Origin of the sequence: Nocardioides oceani (assembly GCF_030412965.1) — a bacterium.
GTDB classification, from domain to species: Bacteria; Actinomycetota; Actinomycetes; order Propionibacteriales; family Nocardioidaceae; genus Nocardioides; species Nocardioides oceani.
Map to the genome: position 1 here is coordinate 585,260 of NZ_JAUHJQ010000001.1, position 20,772 is coordinate 606,031.

A 20,772-nucleotide genomic window follows, 5' to 3' on the forward strand; every position below is an offset into this window, starting at 1 on the left:
CCCCGGCCACTCAGTCCTCCCGGATCATCGAGCGCGGGTCGAGCAGGGCGAGCGCCACGTCGACGAGGGTGTTCACGAGCAGCACACCGACGCCGTACACCAGCACGATCCCCTGCACGACCGGGTAGTCCTTGGTGAGGATCGAGGAGACGATCGTGCTGCCGAGGCCGGGCCAGGCGAAGACGTTCTCGACGAGCACGGTCCCGGCGACGAGCGCCCCGAGCAGCAGCCCGCAGAGCGTCAGCGCTGCGGTGAGCGCGTTGGGCAGCGCGTGGCGCAGGTGGACCGTGCGGGCCGGGAGCCGCTTGGCACGCGCCGTACGGATGTAGTCGGCCTGCAGGACGCGGACCATCTCCACCCGCAGGACCCGTGCCAGGATCGCCGCGGGACCGATGGCCAGCGCGAGGACCGGCAGCACGAGCGAGGACAGCGTGTCGTTGCCGGCGACCGGGAGCAGGCCGAGGCGCACGCCGAAGACGTAGACCAGGGCGACCCCGACGAGGAAGTCCGGGATGGTGCCGAGGACGACGCTGGTGCCGGTGAAGGCCAGCTCGGTGCGGCGGCCGTGCCCGCGCCGGGTCAGCACGCCGGCGGCGACCCCGACCGGGACCGCCACGGCCACCGCGACCGCGAAGCCGAGGACCGCCAGCCACAGCGTGGCCGGCAGCCGCTGGCCGATGACGTCGGACACCGGCACCTGCGAGATCAGCGACGTGCCGAGGTCACCGGTGAGGACGCCGCGCAGGTGGTCGAGGTACTGCACCGGCAGCGGGTCGTCGAGGCCGAGGGCGGTCCGCTTGGCCGCGACGAGCTCCGCCGGGGCGGTCGGCCCCAGGGCGCCCCGCACCGGGTCGCCCGGGATGAGGTGCGTCATGAGGAACGACGCGGTCAGCAGCACCCACAGCGACACGAGAAGCCGGCCGGCGCGGCGCAGGCCGAACCGCAGCCAGGGCCGCGCGTCGAGGGTGCGCGCCGGCCAGGCGACACCCGGGCTCGCCGTGGTGGCCACGGGTCACTCGGCCAGCATGCGGATGCTGGTCGGCACCATCTGGCCGGGGTACTCGAACTCGGCGCCCTGCTGCCAGGTCCTGCCGACCGTGGTCGCGAACGGCACGACGTCGGCCTCGGCGACGAGGTTCGACTCGGCCGCCAACCAGGTGTCGCAGCCCTCCTGGCCGACCATCGCCGAGGCCTCCTCGACACCGGCCTCGTAGTCGGCGTTCTCGATCCCGGCGAAGTTCGTGCCCCCCTCCGCGACGCCCGGCCCGGAGAGGAACGGCACGAGCTGGTCGGGGCTGTTGACGTTGAGCGGCAGCCAGGCGACGTCCCAGTCGCCGGTGCCGAAGACGGTCTGCTGGATGGCCGAGCCGCTCTGCGGCTTGGGCGTCACCGTGACGCCGGCGGCCTTCCACTGCTGCACCGCGAGCTCGGCCGCCGCCGCGACGCCGCTGCCGCTGCTCGGGTCGAAGAGGAACGTCAGCTCGGGCAGGTCGGCCTCGGCCAGGGTCGCGCTCGCCGCGTCGACGTCCTGCGCAGGCAGCGCCTCGCTGACCGAGTCGCCGGGGCAGGCCACCGGGTCGAGCGCGGCCAGCGTCGTGGCCGGAGCGCCCTCGCCGGAGGTCAGCACCCGCTGCAGCTCCTCGAGGTCGAGGGCCTGGGTCAGCGCGAGGCGGACCTCCGGGTCGCTGGTCGCGCGGCCCTCGGCCTGGTGGTAGAACTGCTCGCCGCTCAGCGTCGCCGTGTCGTACGTCGTCAGGCCGGCCGCCTCGAGCCGCTTGGTGTCCGGGCCGGTGACGACCGCGCCGTTGAGCTGGCCGGACAGCAGCAGGTTCGCCGCGGTCGACTCGTTCTGCACGATCTTGACCACGATCGTGTCGGGCATGCCCTCGGTGTCGGTCGTGGCGCCGTCGGGGCCCCACGCGTAGCCGTCGCGGATCGTGAAGGTGTAGCTGTCCCCGGGCGCGGCCTCGGTCAGCTCGTAGGGCCCGGTGCCCACGCTCCTCTCGGCCAGCGAGGCGCGGTCGTCGAGGCCGGCGGCGCAGATGATCGGCACGTTGGCGAGCCCCTGGAGGGCGAACGGCGCCGGCTCGGCCAGCTCGACCGTGACGGTGCGCGCCTCGTCGTCCGCCGTCGCCTTCGCCCCGACCGGCAGGAAGGTGCCGAGGAAGGGGCTCTTGTTCTTCGGGTCACCGACGTGGTCGAGGTTGGCCACGACGTCCGTGGCGGTCAGCTCCGACCCGTCGGAGCAGGTGATGCCCTCGGCCAGGGTGAGGGTGATGGTCGTGCCGTCGGCCTCCCAGTCCGACGCCAGTCCCGAGCGCACCTCGCCGCTGTCGAAGTCGATGTTGAGCAGCCGGTCGTAGGGCAGCTGGCTGATGCTGAACAGCGCGCTCGACACCGACGACTGCGGGTCGAGGTTCCCCGGGTCGGCGTTCATCGCCATGGTGAAGGTGCCGCCGTCGACGACGCCGCCGGCTCCCCCGCCGGCTCCGTCGCCGCCGTCGCCCGAGCCGCCGCCGGTGGCGCCACATCCCACCAGCGCGGCCGCGGCCAGGCAGAGTCCGATCGGTGCTGCGGTCCGCTTCATCGAGGTTCCTTCGGTCGGGTCGGAGTCGGTGCTTGGTGAGGTCGGTGCTGGTCAGGCGCGCTGGAAGGCGCGGCCGAGGTGGAGGTAGCGCGCGCGGCCGGAGCCGTCGTCGCCGAGGAAGTTGTGGGGCATGTGCATGCCGCGGTCCGGTCGGAGCGGGATGAGGCTGTCGGGCCCGAACGCGACGAGCTCGGTCGGGTCCTCCGGCGGCATGTCGGCGAAGACGCCCTTGTAGATCGTGTCCAGCCAGATCCGCTGCTCCTCGTCCTGGCGGACGACGAGGTCGAGGACCTCCGCGGAGTACGTACCGACGAACCGGCCGGCGTCCACCGGCTCGCGCTCGAGCGGCGGGGTCGGCAGCTCGGGGATGCGCGTGCCGCTCAGCTCGGGCAGCAGCCGCCCGACGACGTCGTGGTAGAGCGCGAAGACGTCACCGCCGTTGGTCAGCAGCGCGATCGCGAGGCCCGCCTCGGGCACCATCCGCAGGAACGAGCTCTGCCCGATCGTGTTGCCGTCGTGGCCGACGACGTCGCCGTCGGGCATGTCGAAGCGCTCGAAGCCCAGGCCCCACGAGGAGCCCATGATCCCGGTGTAGGGCAGCTCCACGGCGCGGGCCTGCATCGCGGCCGCGGTGCCCGGCGCGAGCACCTGCTCGCCGGTGGCCGAGCGGCCGTCCTCCAGGTGCATCCGGGCGAAGGCCACCAGGTCGCGCGGCCGCATCGCGAGCATCGTGCCGGCCGGGGCGTTGGACCGGGCCATCGCCCACATCGGGGCCGGCTCGTACGCCGCGCCGGGCTCGGGCTGCACGTGGCCGACGGCCGCGCGGAACAGGATCGCCTCGTAGGCGTTGGTCGCCGCGTGCGTCAGCCCGAGCGGGGCGAAGAGGTGCTCGCGCAGGCACGCGTCGTACGTCTTCTCGCGCAGCACCTCGACGAGGCGACCGAGCAGGCAGTAGCCGGCGTTGTTGTAGGAGAACTGCTCGCCCGGCGGGAACAGCTGCGGCACGTCGGCGAGGACCTCGACGTACTTCTCGATCGCGTCGTCGCCCGGGCCGGTGTCGGTGAAGATGTCGCCCTCGAAGCCGGCGGTGTGGGTCAGCAGCTGGCGCGTGGTGATGGACGCCGCGGCGTCGGCGTCGCGCAGGCGCAGCGTCGGGAGGTAGCGCTGGACCGGGACGTCGAGGTCGAGCAGGCCCTCGTCGACCAGCTGCATGACCAGGGTGCTGGTCCACAGCTTGGTGATCGAGCCGATCTGGAAGACCGAGTCGACCGTCGCCTCGACACCCGTCGCCGTGCTGAGCAGGCCGGTCGCGCCGTCGACGACCTCCCCGTCCTTGAGGACGGCCCAGGCAGCGCCTGGGACGTCGTGCTTCGCCAGGAGCGCGGGCATCTCGTCGTCGAGGCGCCGCTGCACGTCGGTCAGTGAGGTGGTCACCTCCGCGACGCTAGGAGCCGCCCCCCGAGCCGTGTTGGTCGATCCGCACGACTATCGCCCCCAGGCCCTGTCGGCGCCGACAAGGTCGCCGTCCCGCCGGTACGTCGCGTGGCGCGCCTCCCGGCGGGCCGCCGGCCCCTCCGGCCGCTCCTCGGGCACGACGACCGCGTCGAGCACGCCCATCCGGGACTCCAGCGCGCACACCACGGACCGGACGCGGCGGTCGCGCCCGCGCACCAGCGCCTCGAAGCGCAGCCGGCCCGCGTCGTCCTCGGCCAGCGACGCCGAGCGCACCTCGACCGCACGCCTGGCCATCAGCGAGGCGACGAGGAGCAGGGGCGCCTCGCAACCCGGGTCGAAGACGACGCTCAGCCGCTCCCAGGCGGGCTCGGCGCTGGCGGTCGGCTCCGTCGTCATGGCGGCTCCCTCGGGGTGGCGATGTGGAGCGTTCAGCGTGCGAGTGCGGCGCAGGCTGGTCAAACCGGCGGCGTACTAGTGTTTATTCCGCCTATCTCGGCACCGATCAGCACGACGGAAGTGGTCACCATGCCAACCAGCGCTCCGCTCGACCGCCTCGACGTCGAGATCCTCGCGCGGCTCACCGAGAACGCCCGGGTCGGCGTCGCGGAGCTCGCCTCCGCGCTCGGCGTGAGCCGCACGACCGTGCAGCTGCGGATGCGCCGGCTGGAGGCCGAGGGCATCCTGCTGGGCTTCCAGCCGGTCGTCGACCTGACCCGGGTCGGCCTCGGTGTCCGGGCGACGATCACCCTCGAGATCGACCAGCGCGTCATGGGCGCGATCGTCGAGGGCCTGCGCGCGCTGCCGGAGGTGCTCGAGGTCCGGATCCAGGCCGGCCGCGAGGACCTCCTCGCCCAGGTCGCGATCGGCTCGCTCGAGGAGCTCCAGCGGCTGACCGCCTCCATCGTCGACATCGACGGCGTCCGCAAGACCACCTCCACCTTCACCGTGGCCACGCCGGTCCCCTACCGGGTGCAGCCGCTCCTCGACCAGCTCACCCGCACCGCCGGCTGGGGCCGCTCCACGCCCACCACCCCGCCCGCCGAGTAGTCATCCCTGGCGGGTCGAGTCGCCGGGACGGGGCGGGTGGGGACCGGGTAACAGCGAACTTACGTACCGGGTCGCGAACCGTGTTCCGCGCGAAACCAGTCCGAAACGCCGGCGCCCGAGGCTCCTCGGCATGCCGAAGAAGCCCCACGACGCCCACCGCCACATCGGCGTGCTGCCGGCGTACGGCTTCTACGGCGGCCCGCCGATCAGCCCGGACACCACCGCCCGGGCGACGGTCGCCGAGCTGCTGCGCGACCTCGACGCGGAGGGCGTGGAGCGGGCGCTGGTGCTGCCGAACTACGGCGTGCCGGACCCGGACGTCGCGTTCGGCCTGAACCACCTCGCGCTGGAGGCGGCCGAGGCCGACGAGCGGGTCCGCTGCGGCCTGTGGGTCTCCCCGAAGGCCTCCGACGCCGCCCGCAACGACGAGGCGCTGGCGCTGGCCCGCGAGAGCGGCGTCGCGGCGCTGAAGACCAGCTTCCTGCTCGGCGGCTCGCCCACCGACCCCGACTGCGCCGAGCAGCTGGACCGGGTCTTCACGACGGCCGCCGAGCTCGGGCTGGTCGTCCACGTCCACACCAGCCCGGGCGCCGCGAGCGACGTGGACCAGGTCGGCCGGCTCGTCGAGCGGTACGGCGACGACACCCGGATCCACCTGGTCCACCTGGGCGGCGGGATGTCGGGCCACCTCAAGCTCATCGGCGGCCGGTTCTTCGACTGGATCGAGGCCGGCAAGCAGGTCTACACCGACACCTCCTGGGCGATCGGCTTCGCCCCGGCCTGGCTGGCCCGCGAGGTCGAGCGGCGCGGCACCGGCCACGACCGGGTGCTCTTCGCGACCGACACGCCCTGGGGCGACTTCGCCGGCGAGCACGCGCGCCTCGCCGCGGCCGCCGGGGACGGCGCGCTCGCCGACGCCTTCTTCACCGAGAACTTCGAGGCCCTCTACGGCTGAGAGACCGCACCACGAGCAGCACCCCACCACCCATGCCCACCGAGCACCAGGAGAACCGATGCCCGCGTTCGACGACGAGATCATGGCCAACATCCAGAAGTCGGTGCAGGAGATCCCGCACCCCTCCCAGGCCAAGGGGACCAACCTCTACGGCTCGACCAAGATCTTCCCCGACTACCAGGCCAGCGAGGGGCAGAGCTACCTCACGCTGGTCCACGGCATCCCCCACGAGTCCTCGGTCAGCTTCGTCGCGGTGCTCCAGGCGACCCGCGCGCTGCGCAAGGGCTTCGAGTCGGTCCTCTACTTCTACGGCCCCGGCGCGCTGGCCTGCATGGACACCCGCGGTTTCCCGACCACCGGCGACGTGGCGTTCCCGGGCAACCAGAACATGAACGACTCGATCAAGACCTTCATCGCCGAGGGCGGCACCGTCTTCTGCTGCCGCTTCGGCATGGCGCTGCACGGCTGCCGCGAGGAGGACCTCATCGAGGGCGTCGTGCCCTGCCACCCGCTGGACGTGCAGGACTGCGTCATCCACTTCGCCAACAAGGGCGCCATCATCAACTCCGTCTACAACCTCTGAGGGCCGACCGATGGCCGCGCCCGCACCGAACACCCGCGTCGATGTCGCGATCCGCGGCATCCGGCTGCTCGACGCCCCCGTCTCCCGCCGTGCGGGAGCGGGGCCCAGCGACGACGGACACGTGCTGCTGGACGGTGTCGGCGCGGCCGTCCCCCTCAACCCCCGCAGCCCCTACTCCGTCAGCGGCGGCAAGCTGCTGCTCGACGGCGCCGACACCGGGCTCGGCGTCGAGGCCGTGGCCCGCCCGCGGTTCTACGACCTGACCACGGCCGACGGCGTCCCCTACGAGAAGATCGCGCGCCTGCACTCCGACCGGGTGCTCGCGACGACGGTGGTGCAGACCTGCGCGCGGTACGACGAGTCCGAGCGCTGCCGCTTCTGCGCCATCGAGGAGTCCCTCACGCAGGGCTCCACCGTCGCGGTGAAGACCCCGGCCCAGCTGGCCGAGGTCGCCCGGGCGGCGCACGACCTCGACGGCATCACCCAGATGGTGATGACCACCGGCACCTCCACCGGCCGCGACCGCGGCGCCACGCACCTGGCCCGGTGCGTCCGCGCGGTCCGGGCGGTGCTGCCGGACCTCCCGATCCAGGTGCAGTGCGAGCCGCCGGGCGACCTGGCCACGATCCAGGAGCTGTACGACGCCGGCGCCCGCTCCATCGGCATCCACGTCGAGTCGCTGGACGACGAGGTGCGGCGCCGGTGGATGCCCGGCAAGGGCTCGGTGCCGATGGCGGAGTACCGCGCCGCCTGGGCCGAGGCGGTCCGCGTCTTCGGCTGGAACCAGGTGTCGACGTACGTCCTGGTCGGCCTCGGCGAGGACCCCGACGAGCTGGTCGCGGGCTGCGCGGAGCTGGTCGCGATGGGCGTCTACCCCTTCGTGGTGCCGTTCCGGCCGCTGGCCGGCACGCTCGCGACCGACGTCGACGGCGTCCCCGCCCCGCCGCACGAGCTCGTGTACGACGTCACGTCCCGTGTCGCGGAGCTGCTGCGCGAGGCGGGCATGACCGGGGCCGGCCAGGCCGCGGGCTGCGCCGCGTGCGGGGCCTGCTCCGCGCTGGGCTCCATGGACGGGGGCTCGATGGACCGGGGCTCGATGGACGGCACGATCCCCGGGCCGGGCGCGTGCGGGCAGGCCGCCGGATGAGCGCCGTGACCGCCTCCGACGTGGTGCTGACCGGCGCCCCGCGGGTCACCCCGAGCCTCGACGCGTTCGTGGTCGTCCGCGCCGACGCGGCCGACCTGGCGGCGTACCACCTCCTGCGGAGGGAGGTCTTCGTCGCCGAGCAGGGCCTGTTCCCCGGCACCGACCGCGACGAGGTCGACGACGACCCCCGCACGGTCGTGCTGGTGGCCCGCGCCGCCGACGGCGAGGTGCTCGGCGGGGTGCGCCTGCACCCGGCGCACCACCCGGCCACCCGCGACCGGGACCTGGGCTGGTGGCGCGGCAGCCGCCTCGTGGTCGCGCCCGGCGCGCGGCTGCTGCTCGGCGTGGGCGCCGCCCTCGTCCGGGCGGCGTGCGCGGCGGCGGAGGACCTCGGCGCGCTGCGCTTCGACGCGACCGTCCAGGCCCAGAACGAGCGGCTGTTCCGCCGGCTCGGCTGGGTCTCCCGCGAGCGGGTCCACCTGCACGGCCACCCCCACGTCGTCGTGGACTGGCCGATCGCGCGGGTCCAGCGGCTGGCCGACGCGACGAAGTCCGCCCTCGGCGGGCTGCTCGACGGTCTCGTCGACAGCGGCGCCGGCTGGCTCGGCGACGACGGGGCGCCGGTGCCGGGCACCGACGTGGTCGCCGCCTGCGACGCGATCCTCCCCTCGATGGTCGAGCGCGACCCCGAGTGGGCCGGCTGGTGCGCAGCGCTCGTGAACCTCAACGACCTCAGCGCGATGGGGGCGACCCCGGTGGCGCTGCTCGACGCGGTCGGGGCCCGGGACGCCTCCTTCGCCCGCCGGGTGCTGCGCGGCCTCGCCGACGCCTCGCAGGCCTGGGGGGTCCCGGTGCTGGGCGGCCACACCCAGCTGGGCGTGCCGGCGGCGCTGTCGGTCACCGCCCTGGGGCGGACTACCCGCCCGGTCCCCGGCGGCGGCGGTCGGCCCGGGCAGGCGGTCCGGGTGACCGCCGACCTCGGCGGCGGCTGGCGGCCCGGCTACACCGGCGCGCAGTGGGACTCCTCCTCGCACCGCACGCCGGCCGAGCTGCGGGCGCTCGCCGGCGTCGTGCCCGCGCTCGACCCGTCGGCTGCCAAGGACGTCAGCATGAGCGGGCTCGTCGGCACGACCGGGATGCTCGCCGAGGCGAGCGGCTGCCGCGCCGTGCTCGACGTGGCCGCCGTGCCCGCACCTGCGGCGGCGCGCACCGCCGACTGGCTGACCTGCTTCCCCGGCTTCGCGATGGTGACGACCGAGGCGACGACGGCGGCAGCGGCCGCCGACGCGGCGCTGCCCGGCTTCGTCGTCTCGCGGACCTGCGGGGAGCTGACCGACGGCACCGGGGTCGGCCTGCGCTGGCCCGACGGTGTCGTGACCGAGGCGATCGACTCGCCCGTGACCGGACTGGGAGCAGCATGACCACCACCACCCTGGCGGCCGTCGCCGGCAGCTTCGGCCGCGACGTCGAGGACAACCTCGCCGCGATCGCCCACCACGTCGCCGCCGCCCGCGAGCGCGGCGTCTCCCTCCTCGCCCTGCCCGAGGCCTGCCTCGGCGGCTACCTGTCCGTGCTCGGCCGCGGCCGGGACGGCTCGCACGACGAGGCCCCCGAGTCGCTGCCGCCGGCGATGGACGTCGACGGTCCCGAGCTGCGCCGCGTCTCCGCGCTGGCGCGGGACATGACGCTGGTCGTCGGCTTCTGCGAGCTCGACGGGCCCGACCGCTACAACTCCGCGGCCGTGGTGACCGGCGACGGCGTCCTGCACGTGCACCGCAAGGTCCACCAGCCGCTCGGGGAGGACCTGCACTACCTCGCCGGCGACCGGTTCCGCGCGGTGGACACACCGGTCGGCCGGCTCGGCACGCTGATCTGCTACGACAAGGCGTTCCCGGAGTCGGCCCGCGCACTGGCGCTCGACGGCGCCGAGGTGGTCACCTGCATCTCCGCCTGGCCGGCCTCGCGGACGGCCACCGCCGGCGACGTCGCCGAGGACCGCTGGCGGCACCGGTTCGACCTCTTCGACCGGGCCCGCGCGCTGGAGAACCAGGTCGTCTGGGTCTCGGCCAACCAGACCGGCACCTTCGGCTCGCTGCGCTTCGTCGGCAACGCCAAGGTCGTCGGCCCGGGCGGCGACGTACGCGCCGAGACCGGCACGGGGGCCGGGATGGCCGTGGCCGAGGTCGACCTGGCCGCGGAGCTCGACACCGCCCGCCGCGCGATGTTCCACCTGCGCGACCGCCGCCCGGAGACCTACGACGCACTGGAGGCCGCCCGTGCCTGAGATGACCTTCACCGTGCGCTGGCCCGACGGCCGGGTGGAGGAGTGCTACTCCCCCTCCCTCGTCGTCCACGACCACCTCGCCGCCGGTACGACGTACTCCGTGCGCGACTTCACCGCCCGCTCGACGACCGCGATGGCCGTCGCGAGCGAGCGGGTGCGGGAGAAGTTCGGCTTCGCCTGCACCTCGGCCGCCGCGACCGTCGCGCAGATCGAGCGCTCCGCCGCCGCTCACGCCCCCGACGACCTCGTCGAGGTGCTCGCCCTGCAGCCGCCGCTCCCCGGGGAGGGCCGATGACCACCCACCGCACCTCGGTCGCGGTCGTCGGCGGCGGACAGGCCGGGCTCTCGACCAGCTGGTACCTCACCCGCGACGGCGTCGACCACGTCGTCCTCGAGGCCGCGACCGCCGCGCACGAGTGGGCCGACAGCCGCTGGGACACCTTCACGCTGGTCACCCCGAACTGGCACTGCCGCCTGCCCGGCTACGCGTACGACGGCCCCGACCCCGACGGGTTCATGACCCGCGACGAGGTGGTCGCGTGGCTCGCGGGCTATGCCCCGACCTTCGGCCCGCCGCTGCGCGAGCACACCCGTGTCACCCGCCTCGCCCCGCGCGCCGAAGGTGGCTACGTCCTCGACGCGACCGGCCCGGACGGGCCCGAGACGTGGGAGGCCGACGCAGTCGTGGTCGCGACCGGCGGCTACCACCTGCCGATCGTCCCGCCGTGGGCGCCGGCGCTCGACCCGTCGGTGACCCAGCTGCACTCCGCGCACTACCGCAACCCCGAGCAGCTGCCCGACGGCGCCGTGCTCGTCGTCGGCTCGGGGCAGTCCGGCGCCCAGATCGCCGAGGACCTGCACCTCGCGGGTCGGCAGGTCCACCTCGCGCTCGGCGACGCGCCACGGGTCGCGCGGACCTACCGCGGCCGCGACTGCATGACCTGGCTGGCCGACATGGGGCTCTACGACACCGCCGTCGCGCAGTACCCCGGCGGCCTCGCCGCCCGCGAGAAGACCAACCACTACGTCACGGGCCGCGACGGCGGCCGCGACATCGACCTGCGCGCGTTCGCCCGCGAGGGGATGCGGCTCTACGGGCTGCTCGACGGGCTGTCACCCGACGGCGCCCGGTCGACGGTCACGTTCCGGCCGACGCTGGCCTCGGCGCTGGACCACGCCGACGCGGTCTACACCTCCATCTGCCGCGACATCGACCGCTGGATCGAGGCGCGCGGCATCGACGCGCCGCCGCCGTCGACGTACGAGCCGGTCTGGGAGCCACCGGCCGAGCCGACCTCCCTCGACCTCGGCGCCGAGGGCGTGACGTCGGTGGTGTGGGCGATCGGCTACCGGCCCGACTACCGCTGGGCGGAGGTCGGCGTCTTCGACGGCTCCGGGCGTCCGACCCACACCCGCGGGGTCACCTCGGCGCCGGGGCTGTTCTTCCTGGGCCTGCCCTGGCTGCACACCTGGGGCTCCGGCCGCTTCCACGGCATCGCCCGCGACGCCGAGCACGTGGCCGGCGCGATCACCTCGTCGCTGCGCACCGCGGTGGCCGGGTGAGGCCGTGACGCGGATCGGTGCCGTGGCCGCCCACTTCGGGCGCGACCTCGGCCGGGCGCTCGCGAAGGTCGAGGGCATCGTCGCCGACGCGCGGGCCGCCGGGGTCGACCTGCTCGTGCTGCCCGACGCCACCCTCGGCGGCTACCTCTCCGACCTGCGCCACCCCGACCCGGCCACGCTGCCGCCCGGGCTGGCCGAGGACTCCTGGGAGGTACGTCGCGTGGTCGCCCTGGCCGGGCCGATGGTCGTGTGCTTCGGGTACGCCGAGGAGGTCGTCGCCGACGGCGTGGACCGGCTCTACAACTCCGCCCTGTGCGTCAGCGGCGACGGCGTCCTGGGCCGGCACCGCAAGGTCCACCAGCCCGCCGGCGAGTCGCTGGTGTACGCCGCCGGCGACTCGTTCTCCGCGTTCGACACCCCGGTCGGGCGGCTCGGCATGCTCATCGACTACGACAAGACGTTCCCCGAGGCCGCCCGGGCGCTCGCCCTCGACGGGGCCACCGTGCTGGCCTGCCTGTCCGCGTGGCCGGCGTCGGTGACCGACCGCGCCTCCCGGCTGCCGCAGGACCGGCAGTCGCGGCTCTTCGACCTCTACGACGCCGCCCGCGCCGCCGAGAACCAGGTCGTCTGGGTCTCCTCCAACCAGACCGGCGTCATGGGCGGGCTGCGGTTCCTCGGGCAGGCCAAGGTCGTCGGCCCGGGCGGTGACGTGCTCGCGCGGACGTCCTCGAAGGGCGGGCTCGCGGTCGCCGAGGTCGACGTCGCCGCCGAGGTCGCCCGGTCGCGGCGGATCCTCCACCACCTCGCCGAGATCTCCCCCGCCGCCTACGGCCGGCACGACGCCCCCCGGGCGACCCGATGAGGGTCGCGCTGCTCACCTACTCCACCCGCCCTCGCGGCGGGGTCGTGCACACCCTCGCGCTGGCCGAGGCGCTCGCGGAGCTCGGCACCGAGGTCGACGTGTGGACGCTGGCCCGCGGCGGGGACACGACGTTCTTCCGGCCGGTCGCCCCCGGTGTGGGCGTGCGGGCCGTGCCGTTCGAGGCGCGGGACGACGAGACCGTCGGCGCCCGGATCGTGCGCTCCATCGACACGCTCCGCGCGGCGTTCGACCACGCGGCGTACGACGTCGTGCACGCGCAGGACTGCATCAGCGCCAACGCCGCCCTGCCGTGCGTGCGCACCATCCACCACCTCGACGTCTTCACCACGCCCGAGCTCGCGGCGTGCCACGAGCGCGCGGTCGTGGAGCCGACCGCCCGGATCTGCGTGTCCGCCTCCGTCGCCGCCGAGGTCCGGGAGGGGTGGGGCCTCGAGCCGACCGTGATCCCCAACGGCGTGGACGCGGCGCGGTTCGAGGCCGGCGCGCGCGACGCCGTGCGGCGTGCGGCGTGGGGCGACCGGCTCGGGGACTACGTCCTCGCGCTCGGCGGGATCGAGCCGCGCAAGGGCAGCATCGACCTGCTCGAGGCGTACGCCGCGCTGCGGACGCGCTGCCCGTCGCTGCGGCTGGTGATCGGCGGCGGCGAGACGCTGTTCGACTACCGCGACTACCGGGCCGCCTTCGACGCCCGCGCGGCCGCGCTCGGGGTCGAGCCCGTCGTCCTCGGCACGGTCGAGGAGGACGCGCTCCCGGCCCTCGTGGCCCAGGCCTCGGCGCTGGCCATGGTCTCGACCAAGGAGGGGTTCGGGCTCGCTGCGATGGAGGCGCTCGCGGCCGGCGTGCCCGTCGTCGCGCGCGACCTGCCGGTGCTGCGCGAGGTCCTCGGCGACGCCGTGGCCTACGGCCGCGACCCGCTCTCGATCGCCGCCGCGCTCGACGGCGTCCTCGCCGCTCCCCCCGACGCCGGGGCCGGGCGGGACCTCGCCCGCTCCTACACCTGGTCCGCCGCCGCGCGCCGCCACCTGGCCTTCTACGCCGGACTGGACCGGTCCGGACGACCGTCCGCGCCGGTGAGGGCGTCGGCGCAGGTCAGGCCGGTCTCGCGGCCGACCTCGGGGGAGCAGCCGACCGTGCCGGGGAGTAGCGTCAGGCGGGTGGACGACCCTCCCGCACGACCCCTCCGCTTCCTCGTCGTCGAGGACACCGAGGACATCCGTTGGGTCACCGCGCGCATGGTCCAGCAGCTCGGTCACCACGCCGACGAGGCCGCCGACGGGGTCGAGGCCGTCGAGGCCCTCCAGGCGGCGACGTACGACGTCATGCTGCTCGACCTCAGCATGCCGCGGATGACGGGCGAGGACGTCGTGCGCTGGCTGCGCGACAACCCCGAGCACGGCCAGGGGCTGCGCGTCGTCGTGGTCAGTGCCTGGGGCGGCGAACGACGGGGCGCGCTGGACGAGCTCGGCGTCGACGACTACATCGCCAAGCCGCTGCGCAAGGCGCAGCTCGTGCAGCTCGTCGAGAGCACCGAACCCCGCGCCTGAACTGCTGCGCGACACATGCCCGGGTGGGTATCTTTTGCCTTGTCGGCCCGGTGGGAGCCACGGGCCGGCCGGCGGCCGCGCCCGCGTCCGCTGCACCGCAACGGGAGGGACACCCATCATGATGACGAAGATCCGGCAGCGCCGCGCTGCCAAGCTGGCCGCTCGCGAGCTGTCGAGCCTCTACCTCTGGCGTCCGGGCGGCGGCCGCAACTGAGGTCCAGCGACGTGCTGCGCAGCCCCGAGGCGTCCACCGGGCGCCTCGGGGCTGTTCTGCGCGCCGTCGGCTCGCCCGGGCCGCTGCGCCTCGCGCCCGGCGGGCCCTGGCTCGCGACCACCCTCGATCAGGCGCGGGCGGTGCTCGCCGATCCTGACCACTTCGACTTCCCGATGGACGTCAGCCGTCGGCCGGTTCGAAGGCCGCGCAGCACCGGCGGCCCGACCGGCGCGCGCGGCCCTCGCACGTCCCACACGACCACCCCGTCGACGACCCGCGAGCAGGTAGCCGCCGGACGGGCGGTCTTCGCGGCCTCGCTCGACGCCGAGGTAGCGGCGAACGCCGGCGCCTCGGCCGAGCTGGACGCGGACCTCATCCTGCGGCGTCCCGTCGCGCGCGCTACGACCGCCGCCCTGCTCGGTCGCCTCGACGAGTCCGCCCGCGACGCGGTCGCCGACGCCGTGCTGGCCTGGATCGACGCGTTGGCGCCGGTCATATCCTCGCCACGGAACCCCTCCCGCTGGAGCCGCGTGCGCCGCGCCGAGACCCGCACCCGCAACGCGCTCGAGGCGCTGCTCGCGGACGTCGGCGTCGAGGACCCGTCCGCGACCGCGACGGTGCTCGCCGCCGGCATCCAGGTGCCGATCGCTGCGGGCGCCTGGCTCTTGGTCCACCTGGCCGCGACCCCCGCCTCTGACGAGCCTTACGACCCGGCCCACGTCGCCTGGGAGACCATCCGGGTCACTCCACCGACATGGGTGACCGCTCGGCTGACCAGCGCCGCGACGCGCCTCGCCGATACGGAGCTCGCGGCCGGTGAGGTCGTGCTCGTCAGCCCCCTGCTCCTCGGCCAGCTGCCGGCTCTCGTGCCGACCGTGACCAGTCCGCCCGACGTCTTCGACCCAGACCGTTGGCGTCGCGACGACATCCGGCCTGGGGCGTGGCTGCCGTTCGGGGCGGGTCCGCACGCTTGCCCCGGCCGCTCGCTGGGGCTGGCCCTGCTCACCGACCTCGCGCGCTGCGCAGCGAGGTGGGACTTGGTCAGCGCCGCCCCAGCGGCCATTGACCAGTCCCGCGGCCTGTTTCCCGTGCCGGCGCGAGTCGGCGTCCGCGTCCCTGGAGCGGAGACGCGGCCGTGAGCGACCCCGCCCTGCAGCCGATCCCCGACGACGCGACACCGACCGCCGCGGCCTCCCGCGCGGCGATGCGGGTGCTGCTCTCAGACACGGCGATGGACGACGCCTTCGAGACCGTCGGCCAGCACCTCCTCTCGTTGCCCCGGGTCGACTCGGTCGTAGCCGCCCGGACGGCCTTCCCGCCCGTGGACGACGACGGATGGACTGCCCTCGGCGGGCGGGCTTGGCTGCGCGAGTGGCGGCTGCCGGACGGCCCCGTCCGCGTCGTGCCGCCGCCGGGCGCCGGGCCCGAGGCGGCCCTCACCATGCCGTGGCTGTCGAGCCGCGGCCGCTACGGGATGGTTGCTCTTGCCGACGCTCGTGATCTGCCCCCGGAGGCGGCACAGGACGCCCGCGAGCTGGCGAGTGGCAACGGATCGGCCATCATCGCGTCTGCGCAGTTCGTCGGTCAGACCATGGCTGGCTCGCTATCGGCCGTCAGCGCCACCCCTGGCGCGTGGTCCGACGACCACCTCGCGGACTTCCAGCTCCTCCACGCCGCGCTGACGGCCCGGATGACCCTCGAGCACCAGCGCCGCGCCCTGCACGACGCGGTGGCACTGAGCGAGCAGGTACGGGCCAGCCAGCAGCAGTTCTTCGCCGCCCTCGGCCACGAGCTGCGCACACCGATCGCCGCGATCACGGCGTACACCGAGGTCCTCGCCGACGAGGCCGACGCCGTCGTGGAGAACGGCACGGACGACCCGGCGCCCGCGCGGCAGCTGGCGGAGATGGTGGCCCGCGACAGCCGGGTGATCCTCCGTGCGAGCGACCAGCTGCTCGCCGTCGTCGAGGACCTCCTCAGCACGGGTCGCCTGGCGGCCGACACCCAGACCGTCGCCGACGTCGACGTGGCCGACGCGGTGCGCGACGTCCTGCACTGGCACCGCGCCACGGCCGAGCCGGCCGGGATCACGGTGACCAACAGCGTGGCGCCCGGGGCGGTCGTGCGGGCCCGCCCGTCGGCGTTCCGGCAGGCGCTCACCAACCTGGTCGGCAACGCGATCGTGCACAACCACCCGGGCGGCACCGTCGAGGTTACCGTCGAGCCGCTGCGCGGCGAGCACGGCGAGGCCCGGCTGCGCACCAGCGTCCGCGACAGCGGGCCGGGCCTGGACGACGAGCAGCTGGACGGGGTCTTCGAGCCCTTCGTGCGGTACGCCGGCGAGCAGACGCCCGGCACCGGGCTCGGCCTGGCGCTGACCCGCACCCTCGCGGAGCGCGACGGCGGGACGCTCGGCGCGACCTCGGTGCTCGGCCGGGGCTCGGTCTTCTGGATCGACCTCCCCGCCGGCTGACTCTGCGCGTCGCTGTCGTGGCGGGCGGAGCTCAGCCCCGGCGGCGTACACGATCGCTCAATTGAACGGCAATGTACCGATTCCACCCCGGGACACCGCTACAACCGCACAATTGAACGATCGTCGACGCGCCCGGGGCGCCCGCCGAGGCCCCGCGGCCTGACTCTCCGCGCACGGCCGTGGCGAGCGGAGCTCAGCCCCGGCGGCGTACACGATCGCTCAATTGAACGGCAATGTACCGATTCCGCCCCGGGACACCGCTACAACCGCACAATTGAACGATCGTCGACGCGCCCGGAGACGCCCCGCAACCCGACCCAGCGCAGGCAGGTCAGCGGACGGGCGGCGCGGTGGGGTCGAGGTCGAGCGTGTACGCCGTCTGCGCGAGGACGCTGCGGGCCAGCTCGGGGTCGTCGCCCAGGCGACGGCCGTAGCTCGGGATCGCCTTCTCCAGGGCGGGGCGCCAGTCCTCCATCCGGTCGGGAAAGCAGCGCGCCATCACGTCGAGCATTGCCGGGACGGCGGTCGACGCGCCCGGCGAGGCGCCGAGGAGGCCGGCGATCGTGCCGTCGCGGGCGGTGATGACCTCGGTGCCGAACTGGAGCACGCCACCCTTGCCCGGGACGTCCTTGATGACCTGGACGCGCTGGCCGGCGGTGATCCGCTCCCACTTGTCCGCGGTCGCGGCGGGGAAGAAGGTCTGGAGCTCGCGCAGCTGCTTGTTGCGTCCGGCGAGGAGCTCCTTGACCAGGTAGACCACCAGGCCGAGGTTGCGCAAGCCGGCCTGCAGCATCGGGCGCAGGTTGTGCAGGCGCACCGAGCGGAGCAGGTCGAAGAGCGAGCCGTGCTTGAGGAAGCGCGGGCTGAAGCCGGCGTACGGGCCGAACATCAGGCTCGGGGCTCCGTCGACCACGCGGGTGTCGAGGTGCGGCACCGACATCGGCGGCGCGCCCACGGCGGCCTTGCCGTAGACCTTCGCCTGGTGCCGGGCGACCAGCTCGGGGTCGGTGGTGCGCCAGAACTCACCGCTGACGGGGAACCCGCCGAAGCCGCGGATCTCGTCGATCTTCGAGCGCTGCAGGAGCGTGAGCGCCTGGCCGCCGGCACCGACGAAGACGAACCGGGCGTCGGCCGCGAAGCCGCCCTTCCCCGTGACGTGCCAACCGGTGTCGGTGCGGCGCAGGCCGCGGACCTCGACGCCGGTGAGGAGCTGGACGGCGCCGCTGTCGGCGAGGCCGGTGACCAGCCGGCGGGTCAGGGAGCCGAAGTCGACGTCGGTGCCGCCGACCGCGCGGGTCGCCGCGACCGGCTCGGAGCGGTCGCGGCCGTCCATGAGCAACGGGGCCCACTCGGCGATGACCTCGGGGTCGGTGGTGAGCTCCATGCCGGCGAAGAGCGGGTGGGAGGCGAGCGCCTCGTGGCGGCGACGGAGGTACTCGACGTTCTCCGCGCCCCACACGAACGACAGGTGCGGCGTCGGGCGGACGAACGTCGCCGGGTCGGGCAGCGCACCGTTCTCGACGAGGAACGCCCACAGCTGGCGGGTGACCTGGAACTGCTCGTTGACGTCGATCGCCTTGCTGACGTCGACGCTGCCGTCGGCCAGCTGCGGGGAGTAGTTCAGCTCGCAGAGCGCGGCGTGACCGGTCCCCGCGTTGTTCCACGGGCCGGAGGACTCCTGGGCCAGCTCGTCGAGCCGCTCGACGATGCCGATCCGCCAGGTGGGCTCGACGTGGTGCAACAGCGTGGCGAGCGTGGCGGACATGATCCCGCCGCCCACCAGCAGGGCGTCGTAGGTCGCCGCGGTGTCGCGGACCACATCGTTTCCGTCAGGCTGCACGGGCCGTTCTCCTGATCGCTCAGCGCAGGGCTTGCTTGCCAACGACCCACTGTGACGGGCCCATATCTCACTGCGGTCAGTGCCCCGTCCGGGAGGGTCCGTGGCTGAGAGGTGCGCCACACGCGTCGCACGCTCGGGCCCGATCGCTACGCTCGGCCGGCACGCGAGGGCCGCGTCGAGGGCAGGGGGTGGGTACGTCGCCACACCTCCCCGCCGAGCGCCCCGGCCGCCCCGAGATCCTCGTCGCGGCCGGCTGCGCCGTGGTCGCCCTCGCCGCCCTGGGCCTGACCGGCGCGGCCGGTCCCGAGGTCGCCTCGGGCCTGCCGCGGACCGGCGGCGCGGCCTGGTGGGTCGTCGTGGCCGTGCTGCTCGCGCAGGCGGTCGCGCTGTGCTGGGTGCGGCTGCGAGCGCGCACGGTGCTGGTCGCGGTCGCGGCGGCGGGCCCGGTCGCGGCGCTGGCCGGTGCGCGGGACGCCACCAGCACCACCACGCTCGCCCTCGTCGTCGCGGCGTACGTCGCCGGCACGACGCGGCCGCTCGGCACCCTCGTCCCGTCGCTCGCGGTCGTCGCGGTGCTCGTGACGGCGGGCGGTGCGGTCGCGGCCGCCGACACCGGCTCCGAGCCGCTCGTGGCGGTCGGTCTCGCCGCGGTCCAGGCGGTCGGCACCCTGGCGCTGGTGCTCGTCGTGGCGACGTGGGTCCGCGCGCTGCGCGAGGGGGCGCGTGCCCGGGCGGACGAGCGGCGTGCGGTCGACCGCGAGCAGCGGGCGCTCGTCCAGGCCGCCGTCGACCGCGAGCGCACCGCGATGGCCCGCGAGCTGCACGACATCGCCGCGCACCACCTGTCCGGGATCGCCGTCGTCGCCGCCGCGCTCGAGCGCCAGGTCGGGAGCGACCCGGAGGGCGCGCGCGAGGCGGCCCGGCAGGTACGCCGTCAGAGCACGTCGGTGCTGCGCGACCTGCGCAGCCTGGTCGGGCTGCTGCGCGACCGCGATGCCGCCACCGGTGCCCGGCCCGAGACGCTGGCCGGCATCGCCGAGCTGGTCGCGGAGGTCGCGGCCACCGGGCGGACGGTGACCTCGACGGCGCTGGGGGACGTCGAGGCCGCGGCCGCCGAGGTCGGGCCGCTGGCCCAGCTGGCGGCGTACCGCGTCGTCCAGGAGGCGCTCGCCAACGCCGCCCGCCACGCGCCCGGCTCGGCCTGCACCGTCACCCTCGACGCCCGCGCCGGCGATGCCGTCGTCGTCGTGGTCCGCAACGGGCGCGGCACCGCGCCCGCGGAAGCGACGACGGGCGGTGGGTTCGGCCTCGTCGGCATGCGCGAGCGGGCGCAGCTCACCGGCGCCGACCTCGAGGTCGGGCCGACCGACGACGGCGGGTGGCAGGTGCGCCTCGTGGTGCCGCGCGAGGGGAGCCCGACGTGATCCGGGTGGTGGTCGCCGACGACCAGGCGCTGGTCCGCGCCGGCCTGCAGACCCTGCTCGGCGCCGAGCCGGACATCGAGGTGGTCGGCACGGCCTCCGACGGGCTCGAGGCCGTCGAGGTCGCCCGGCGGCTGCGCCCCGACGTCGTGTGCATGGACATCCGGATGCCCGGCATCGACGGCATCGCCGCGACCCGCGAGCTCGCCGGTCCGGGCGTCGAGGACCCGGTGCCCGTCCTGGTGCTGACGACGTTCGAGATCGACGAGTACCTCTTCGGCGCCCTCGAGGCCGGTGCCGCCGGCTTCCAGCTCAAGGACGCGGAGCCGGAGGTGCTCGTCCGTGCGGTCCGGTCGGTCGCCGCCGGCAACGGCACCCTCGACGACAGCCTCACCAAGCGCGTCGTCGGCGAGGTGCTCACCCGTCGTCGCAGCCAGCCGGTCACCGCCGCCCGCGGCACCGACCTGCTCACCGCCCGCGAGCTCGACATCGTGCTGCTGCTCGCCCAGGGGATGTCCAACGACGAGATCGCCCGCGAGCTCGTCCTCGAGGTCTCCACGGTCAAGTCCCACCTCGCCCGGATCCTCCCCAAGCTCGGTGTCCGCTCGCGCCTGCAGGCCGCCGTCTGGGCCTACCAGAACCGCCTCGTCGACCTGCCCGACTGACCGCCCGCGCGACTACCCGGTCGCTCGGCCCGGCACCGCGGGCGGTCGCGGTGATGGGCAGCTACGGGAGCAGGCACGCCGCGGGGTGGCGGTCCGCCGGCCTCCGCTGGT

Annotated in this window: 19 protein-coding genes; 14 read left to right on the forward strand and 5 right to left on the reverse strand. The window is 74.7% G+C overall.

Annotation, left to right across the window (positions count from 1 at the left end; all coding sequences use genetic code 11):
* Positions 1-10 precede the first annotated feature (10 nt).
* From QWY28_RS02835 to QWY28_RS02850, 4 genes are read right to left on the reverse strand one after another with little or no spacing between them, the layout of a single operon-like run.
* On the reverse strand, positions 11-1,009 hold the full coding sequence (locus QWY28_RS02835) for an ABC transporter permease (RefSeq protein WP_300950786.1): 999 nt from the start codon (positions 1,007-1,009) through the stop codon (positions 11-13).
* Between the two features lie 3 nt (positions 1,010-1,012).
* Complete coding sequence (locus QWY28_RS02840) at positions 1,013-2,587, reverse strand: ABC transporter substrate-binding protein (protein WP_300950787.1); 1,575 nt, start codon at positions 2,585-2,587, stop codon at positions 1,013-1,015.
* 51 nt (positions 2,588-2,638) lie between these two features.
* Positions 2,639-4,021, reverse strand: a complete 1,383-nt coding sequence (locus QWY28_RS02845) for a serine hydrolase domain-containing protein (RefSeq protein WP_300950788.1) — start codon at positions 4,019-4,021, stop codon at positions 2,639-2,641.
* 51 nt (positions 4,022-4,072) lie between these two features.
* Positions 4,073-4,438: a hypothetical protein gene (locus QWY28_RS02850; protein ID WP_300950789.1), complete on the reverse strand. Its 366-nt coding sequence runs from the start codon at positions 4,436-4,438 to the stop codon at positions 4,073-4,075.
* 129 nt (positions 4,439-4,567) lie between these two features.
* Between QWY28_RS02850 and QWY28_RS02855 the strand changes: the two genes are divergently transcribed.
* From QWY28_RS02855 to QWY28_RS02910, 12 genes are all read left to right on the forward strand, one after another.
* Positions 4,568-5,089 (forward strand): Lrp/AsnC family transcriptional regulator, encoded by a 522-nt coding sequence (locus QWY28_RS02855; RefSeq protein ID WP_300950790.1) that lies wholly within the window; start codon positions 4,568-4,570, stop codon positions 5,087-5,089.
* Between the two features lie 130 nt (positions 5,090-5,219).
* Positions 5,220-6,044 carry an amidohydrolase family protein gene (locus QWY28_RS02860; RefSeq protein WP_300950791.1) on the forward strand — a complete coding sequence of 275 codons (825 nt, stop codon included), beginning with the start codon at positions 5,220-5,222 and terminating at the stop codon, positions 6,042-6,044.
* Positions 6,045-6,102: 58 nt separating this feature from the next.
* A complete protein-coding gene (locus tag QWY28_RS02865) occupies positions 6,103-6,627 on the forward strand; it encodes an MSMEG_0572/Sll0783 family nitrogen starvation response protein (protein ID WP_300950792.1) in 525 nt (174 codons plus the stop codon).
* Between the two features lie 10 nt (positions 6,628-6,637).
* Positions 6,638-7,774 carry an MSMEG_0568 family radical SAM protein gene (locus tag QWY28_RS02870; protein WP_300950793.1) on the forward strand — a complete coding sequence of 379 codons (1,137 nt, stop codon included), beginning with the start codon at positions 6,638-6,640 and terminating at the stop codon, positions 7,772-7,774.
* Complete coding sequence (locus QWY28_RS02875) at positions 7,771-9,195, forward strand: MSMEG_0567/sll0787 family protein (RefSeq protein WP_300950794.1); 1,425 nt, start codon at positions 7,771-7,773, stop codon at positions 9,193-9,195. Before QWY28_RS02870 ends, QWY28_RS02875 begins: the two co-directional genes overlap by 4 nt.
* On the forward strand, positions 9,192-10,058 hold the full coding sequence (locus QWY28_RS02880; protein ID WP_300950795.1) for a carbon-nitrogen hydrolase family protein: 867 nt from the start codon (positions 9,192-9,194) through the stop codon (positions 10,056-10,058). The genes QWY28_RS02875 and QWY28_RS02880 overlap by 4 nt, the downstream gene beginning before the upstream one ends.
* Before the next feature lies 1 nt (position 10,059).
* Positions 10,060-10,353 (forward strand): MSMEG_0570 family nitrogen starvation response protein, encoded by a 294-nt coding sequence (locus tag QWY28_RS02885; RefSeq protein WP_300951301.1) that lies wholly within the window; start codon positions 10,060-10,062, stop codon positions 10,351-10,353.
* Complete coding sequence (locus QWY28_RS02890) at positions 10,350-11,621, forward strand: MSMEG_0569 family flavin-dependent oxidoreductase (protein ID WP_300950796.1); 1,272 nt, start codon at positions 10,350-10,352, stop codon at positions 11,619-11,621. The genes QWY28_RS02885 and QWY28_RS02890 overlap by 4 nt, the downstream gene beginning before the upstream one ends.
* A gap of 4 nt (positions 11,622-11,625) precedes the next feature.
* A complete protein-coding gene (locus tag QWY28_RS02895; protein WP_300950797.1) occupies positions 11,626-12,483 on the forward strand; it encodes a carbon-nitrogen hydrolase family protein in 858 nt (285 codons plus the stop codon).
* Complete coding sequence (locus QWY28_RS02900) at positions 12,480-14,048, forward strand: MSMEG_0565 family glycosyltransferase (protein ID WP_300950798.1); 1,569 nt, start codon at positions 12,480-12,482, stop codon at positions 14,046-14,048. The genes QWY28_RS02895 and QWY28_RS02900 overlap by 4 nt, the downstream gene beginning before the upstream one ends.
* 225 nt (positions 14,049-14,273) lie before the next feature.
* A complete protein-coding gene (locus QWY28_RS02905; protein WP_300950799.1) occupies positions 14,274-15,401 on the forward strand; it encodes a cytochrome P450 in 1,128 nt (375 codons plus the stop codon).
* The gene (locus tag QWY28_RS02910; RefSeq protein WP_300950800.1) at positions 15,398-16,735 is read left to right on the forward strand and encodes a sensor histidine kinase; all 1,338 of its coding nucleotides are present in this window, start codon (positions 15,398-15,400) and stop codon (positions 16,733-16,735) included. Before QWY28_RS02905 ends, QWY28_RS02910 begins: the two co-directional genes overlap by 4 nt.
* Positions 16,736-17,066: 331 nt before the next feature.
* Here QWY28_RS02910 and mqo read toward each other — a convergent pair whose 3' ends face one another.
* Positions 17,067-18,575 (reverse strand): malate dehydrogenase (quinone), encoded by a 1,509-nt coding sequence (gene mqo / locus QWY28_RS02915; RefSeq protein WP_300950801.1) that lies wholly within the window; start codon positions 18,573-18,575, stop codon positions 17,067-17,069.
* A 188-nt stretch (positions 18,576-18,763) separates the two neighbouring features.
* Between mqo and QWY28_RS02920 the strand changes: the two genes are divergently transcribed.
* Complete coding sequence (locus QWY28_RS02920; RefSeq protein ID WP_300950802.1) at positions 18,764-19,999, forward strand: sensor histidine kinase; 1,236 nt, start codon at positions 18,764-18,766, stop codon at positions 19,997-19,999.
* Positions 19,996-20,661 (forward strand): response regulator, encoded by a 666-nt coding sequence (locus QWY28_RS02925; protein ID WP_300950803.1) that lies wholly within the window; start codon positions 19,996-19,998, stop codon positions 20,659-20,661. The genes QWY28_RS02920 and QWY28_RS02925 overlap by 4 nt, the downstream gene beginning before the upstream one ends.
* The last annotated feature ends 111 nt before the right edge of the window (positions 20,662-20,772 follow it).